The sequence below is a fragment of the Streptomyces sp. RP5T genome, from assembly GCF_003933965.1.
Taxonomy (GTDB): Bacteria; Actinomycetota; Actinomycetes; order Streptomycetales; family Streptomycetaceae; genus Streptomyces.
Window position 1 is genome coordinate 1 of sequence record NZ_RSAJ01000645.1, and the last position, 4,474, is coordinate 4,474.

5 protein-coding genes are annotated in these 4,474 nt (G+C 69.6%); all 5 read left to right on the forward strand.

Features of this window, described 5'->3' with window-relative positions; translation table 11 throughout:
* Positions 1-374: 374 nt before the first annotated feature.
* Positions 375-1,013: a TetR/AcrR family transcriptional regulator gene (locus tag EHS43_RS38275; protein WP_125195203.1), complete on the forward strand. Its 639-nt coding sequence runs from the start codon at positions 375-377 to the stop codon at positions 1,011-1,013.
* A 281-nt stretch (positions 1,014-1,294) separates the two neighbouring features.
* Positions 1,295-2,884 carry a sensor histidine kinase KdpD gene (locus tag EHS43_RS38280; RefSeq protein ID WP_125195204.1) on the forward strand — a complete coding sequence of 530 codons (1,590 nt, stop codon included), beginning with the start codon at positions 1,295-1,297 and terminating at the stop codon, positions 2,882-2,884.
* Positions 2,881-3,288: a roadblock/LC7 domain-containing protein gene (locus EHS43_RS38285; RefSeq protein ID WP_007380839.1), complete on the forward strand. Its 408-nt coding sequence runs from the start codon at positions 2,881-2,883 to the stop codon at positions 3,286-3,288. The genes EHS43_RS38280 and EHS43_RS38285 overlap by 4 nt, the downstream gene beginning before the upstream one ends.
* Positions 3,285-3,707: a DUF742 domain-containing protein gene (locus EHS43_RS38290; protein WP_125195205.1), complete on the forward strand. Its 423-nt coding sequence runs from the start codon at positions 3,285-3,287 to the stop codon at positions 3,705-3,707. Before EHS43_RS38285 ends, EHS43_RS38290 begins: the two co-directional genes overlap by 4 nt.
* A complete protein-coding gene (locus EHS43_RS38295) occupies positions 3,688-4,308 on the forward strand; it encodes an ATP/GTP-binding protein (RefSeq protein WP_125195206.1) in 621 nt (206 codons plus the stop codon). The genes EHS43_RS38290 and EHS43_RS38295 overlap by 20 nt, the downstream gene beginning before the upstream one ends.
* The last annotated feature ends 166 nt before the right edge of the window (positions 4,309-4,474 follow it).

Sequence of the window (4,474 nt, forward strand, 5' to 3'; positions counted from 1 at the left end):
GCTCGGTGGGGGCTGGTCGCGCAGTTCCCCGCGCCCCTGGGGTGCTGCGGGGGCGCGGCGCGGGGTGTGGTGCTTGCCGGAGATGCTCTCGCGTCCACTGGCGTCCGGCTGTGTGCCGCGTCCACATGTGCTGCGGCACTGTGTTCTCTGGTGCCGTGTGGCCTGGCCTGGCCCGGTGTGTTGTGGGCCCGTGTCGTCCGGTGCGGTGTGCCCCGGCTCGGTGTGCCGTGGGCCCGTGTCGTCTGGTGCGGTGTGTCCCGGCTCGGTGTGCCGTGGGCCCGTGTCGTCTGGCGCAGTGTGCCCCGGCCCGGTGTGCCGTGAGCCCGTGTCGTCCGGCGCTGTGTGGTCTGGCCCCGTGTGCGAGGATCGAACGCATGGGTACGACAGGTGGCGCGGCGTCCGGGCGGCGGGTCGGGCGGCCGCGGGCGGCGCGGCGGCCGGACAGTGGACTCGCCCCCCGTGAGGAACTCCTCGTCGCCGCAGCCGAGTTGTTCACCACCCTCGGGTACGCCGCCACCAGTACGCGAGCCGTCGCCGAGCGGGCCGGTATGCGCCAGGCCTCCATGTACCACTACGTCTCCGGCAAGGAGGAGCTCCTCGCCGAGCTCCTGGAGTCCACCGTCACGCCCTCATTGACGTACGCCCGTGAGCTGCTCGCCGACGACACGGCACCGGCCGGGAGCCGGCTGTGGGAGCTGTGTCGGGCCGACGTCGAGGTGCTGTGCGGGGGGCCGTACAACCTCGGCGGCCTGTATCTGCTGCCCGAGGTGCGCGCCGAGCGGTTCGCGGGCTTCCATGCCGTGCGGGCCGAACTCAAGGACGCCTACCGGCAGTTGCTGACCGCCACGCCCGTGGGTGGCGCACTCGCCAAGAGTGAGCTCGATCTCCGTACGGACCTGGTGTTCGGTCTGATCGAGGGAGTCATCCTCGTCCACCGCTCCGAACCCGACCGCCCCGTCGCGGTGTTCGCGGAGGCCACCGCGGACGCGGCGCTGCGCATCGCCGGAATCTGAGCGGGTTGCGGGCAGGACCCGACGGGAAGGCATTCTTCACCTGTCGCGGTGAGTGATGTTCGTACGCGCATACGCCATGACGGAGTGTGTTCGAGTCAATCCTCAGCGTGCAAATGACCGAGGGTACTCCAGTCGCAATGCCCGATTCAGGTGCTTGCTGAATATGACACGGCGATGATCCGGTAGGACTAAGCTCGCCCGCAGCGCACCGAGTTGATGTGTATTCGTGCGCTTGTTCCCTATATGTGCGACTCCCCGTCGATACGTCTCAGAGGGCCCACATGGTGAGTGTTCAATCCCCCCCAGGACGGCGTGAACTTCCCTACGCGCGCGTACTGTTGCTGCCCGCCATAGTCATGGCCGCGGTGACCGGGGCCGCCGTCGCGGCGGTGCAGAAGCCCGCCCAGGCCGCCGTCGCCCTGTGCGGTGCGGTTGCCACGCTGCTGGTGATCGCGGTGGCGGCCGAGGCGGTGCGGCGCGGTCGTGAACTGCGTGAGCAGCGACTCGAGCACATCCGTCACACGGCTCACCTGAAGCAGCGTCTCGCCGACAACGACCAGGACATGATCCGGTTCGCCAAGGAGATCGCTCCCACCGCGCTGGACTGGCTCCGGCGCGGAAGTTCCCCCGGAGAGGTGATTCGCCAACTCGGCGAGTACGACCCCGCGTGGGCGGACCTGCCCGAGCCGCAGATCCGGCTGCTGAAGACGGTGCTCAACATCGTCGACACCGAGGAGATCATGCGCGACGCCGCGCAGCGCTCCTTCGTGAACATCGCCCGCCGTGTGCAGGCCATCGTCCACCAGCAGGCCAACGAACTGCGGGAGATGGAGGAGGACCACGGCCGCAACCCCGAGGTCTTCGACGACCTCCTGCGCATCGACCACGGCACCGCGCTGATCGGCCGGCTCGCCGACTCGATCTCCGTGCTCGGCGGCGGCCGCCCCGGCCGTCAGTGGCCCGAGCCCGTCGCGCTTTACAGCGTGTTGCGCGGCGCCATGTCCCGGATCCTCGAATACCGGCGCATCGACCTCTCCTCGATCGCGAAGGTCAACGTCAAGGGCACCGCCGTCGAGCCGGTCATCCACGCCGCGGCCGAACTCCTCGACAACGCCACGCGGTACTCGCCGCCGCAGAGCAAGGTGCACGTCACCGCAACCGAGGTGCAGACCGGAGTCTGCATCGAGATCGAGGACGCCGGCGTCAGCCTCAGCGAGGAGGCCCGGCTGCGGGCCGAGGGAATGCTGGAGCGGGCCAAGGCCGGCGTGGACTTCCAGGACCTGGGAGAGTCGCCGCGCCTCGGCCTCGCCGTGGTGGGCCGGCTCTGCCAGGCGTACAACATGCAAGTCTCCCTGCGCGCCTCCGCGTACGGCGGGGTCCGCGCCATCCTCGTCGTCCCCAGCGACATGCTCACCGACGAGCCCGGCGTCGGACTCGCCCACGGCATCGGCGCCACCGCCGTGCCCAAGGCCGAACTCGGCGCCCTGCCCGGCCCCAAGCGCACGATCAAGAAGCGCCGCCCCACGAGCCCCAAGTTCACGGCGCCGGTGTCCATGGAGGACGACGTCCCCGAGGTCACCGAGTGGACGGCCAACGGGCTGCCCCAGCGCCGCAGCCGGGTCAAGACCTCGCTCACTCAGCGCTATGCCGAGCAGGCCGAGATCGAACGCGCCGAGCGGGAGGGCCGCCCGACCATCTGGTCGACGGCCCGCCGTGAACCCGAACCGGAGCCGAAGCCGGACGACACCCCGCCGGGCCTGTGGGTCCAGGCGTTCATGGACGGCCTCAAGCGCCCCACCGCTTCCACAGCCAGTCAGCCGACCGACGAACCGGCCCGTACCGAGGCCGAAGACGAGGGGAACCTCAAGTGATCCAGCAGCGAGGCAACTTCGACTGGATGCTCCAGGACCTCGCCAAAGGCGTACCGGGCATCCAGATGATCGTGGTGCTCTCCGCCGACGGCCTGCGCATCGCCCGGCACGGCGGTGACCCGGACACCGCCGACCGCGTCGCCGCGGCCTGCGCGGGCCTGCAGAGCCTGGCGGGCGCCGTCGCCGGGGAGATCCCCGGCAGCGACGGCAAGATGAAGATGGTCCTGATCGAGATCCACGGGGGCTACTTCTACCTGATGGCCGCCGGCCCCAACGCCTATCTCGCGGTGCTCTCCGACATCATCACCGAACCCGGCCACATGAGCGCTCGCATGAGCGACCTGGTCGTCCGCATCGGCGCGCACCTCACCAGCCCGCCCCGACGCAACGGGCAGACCGTATGACTCCTCCACAACGCCGACGGCGATCCCCCAAGGCCGGTCCCGAACCGACGCCGCAACCCCCGCAGGAGGGCCAGGCTCCACCCGAGGGACAGAAGAAGAACCCCGAGCGGCTGTACGTCATCACCGGCCCCGACGGAGCCGAGCGCTCGGAGCTCGACCTGGTCACCTTAATCGTGGCGCACGCCGACCCGCCGCCCTCCGCCACGCCCGAGCAGGCGGCGCTGCTCAGGCTCTGCACGGCCCCCCTGTCCGTGGCCGAGCTGTCGGCCTATCTCAACCTGCCGTTCAGCGTGGTGACCGTCCTGCTCACCGAGCTGCTGACGGCCGAACTGGTGACGGCGCGCGCCCCCGTGATCCGCCAGGCGCTCGCCGACCGTTCCCTCCTCGAAGCGGTGATGCATGGACTTCAAAGGCTCTGACACCATCCCCGGTCCGCGCACGGAGGACCACCTGCCCCACACCGCCGAAGCGGCGGTGAAGATCGTCATCGTCGGCGGCTTCGGCGTCGGCAAGACGACCATGGTCGGCTCAGTCAGCGAGATCAAACCGCTGACCACCGAGGAGACCATGACCCAGGCCGGCATCGGGGTCGACGACAACTACGGCTCCGAGACCAAGACGGCCACCACCGTGGCCATGGACTTCGGCCGCATCAGCATCACCGAGCAACTGGTGCTGTACCTCTTCGGCACCCCCGGCCAGGAACGCTTCTGGTTCCTGTGGAACGGCCTGTTCGAAGGCGCACTCGGCGCGGTGGTCCTGGTGGACACCCGACGCCTCGAAGTCAGCTTCGACGTCATGGACCGCCTGGAGGAACGGGGCGTGCCGTTCGTCGTAGCCGTCAACACCTTCCCGGACGGTCCCCGCCACCCCCTCGAGGACCTCCGCGCCGCGCTCGACCTCAGTGAGGACATCCCCATCGTCGAGTGCGACGCACGCCGGCGGGCGTCCAGCCGGGACGTGCTGATGACCTTGATGCGGTTCCTTCATTCGCTGGCGGTGGAGAAGGCGCCCGTGTGAGCCGAGACCCGGCACAGCCGGACGGCCGCACGCCCCCTCCCATGCTCCCGTCCCCACTCGAACCGTTCGGGCCGGGGCAGCCCACGACCTTCCTCAGACCAGATCGACCTCAGCTCCGGAGCGACCATCGTGACGCCTGAATCCTTTTCCCCGGCTGGTATTGATC

Excerpts from the sequence above, each read along its gene's own strand:
- EHS43_RS38280 (WP_125195204.1), top strand. The coding sequence starts at position 1,295 with ATGGTGAGTGTTCAATCCCCCCCAGGACGGCGTGAACTTCCCTACGCG.
- EHS43_RS38290 (WP_125195205.1), top strand. The coding sequence starts at position 3,285 with ATGACTCCTCCACAACGCCGACGGCGATCCCCCAAGGCCGGTCCCGAA.
- EHS43_RS38275 (WP_125195203.1), top strand. The coding sequence starts at position 375 with ATGGGTACGACAGGTGGCGCGGCGTCCGGGCGGCGGGTCGGGCGGCCG.
- EHS43_RS38295 (WP_125195206.1), top strand. The coding sequence starts at position 3,688 with ATGGACTTCAAAGGCTCTGACACCATCCCCGGTCCGCGCACGGAGGAC.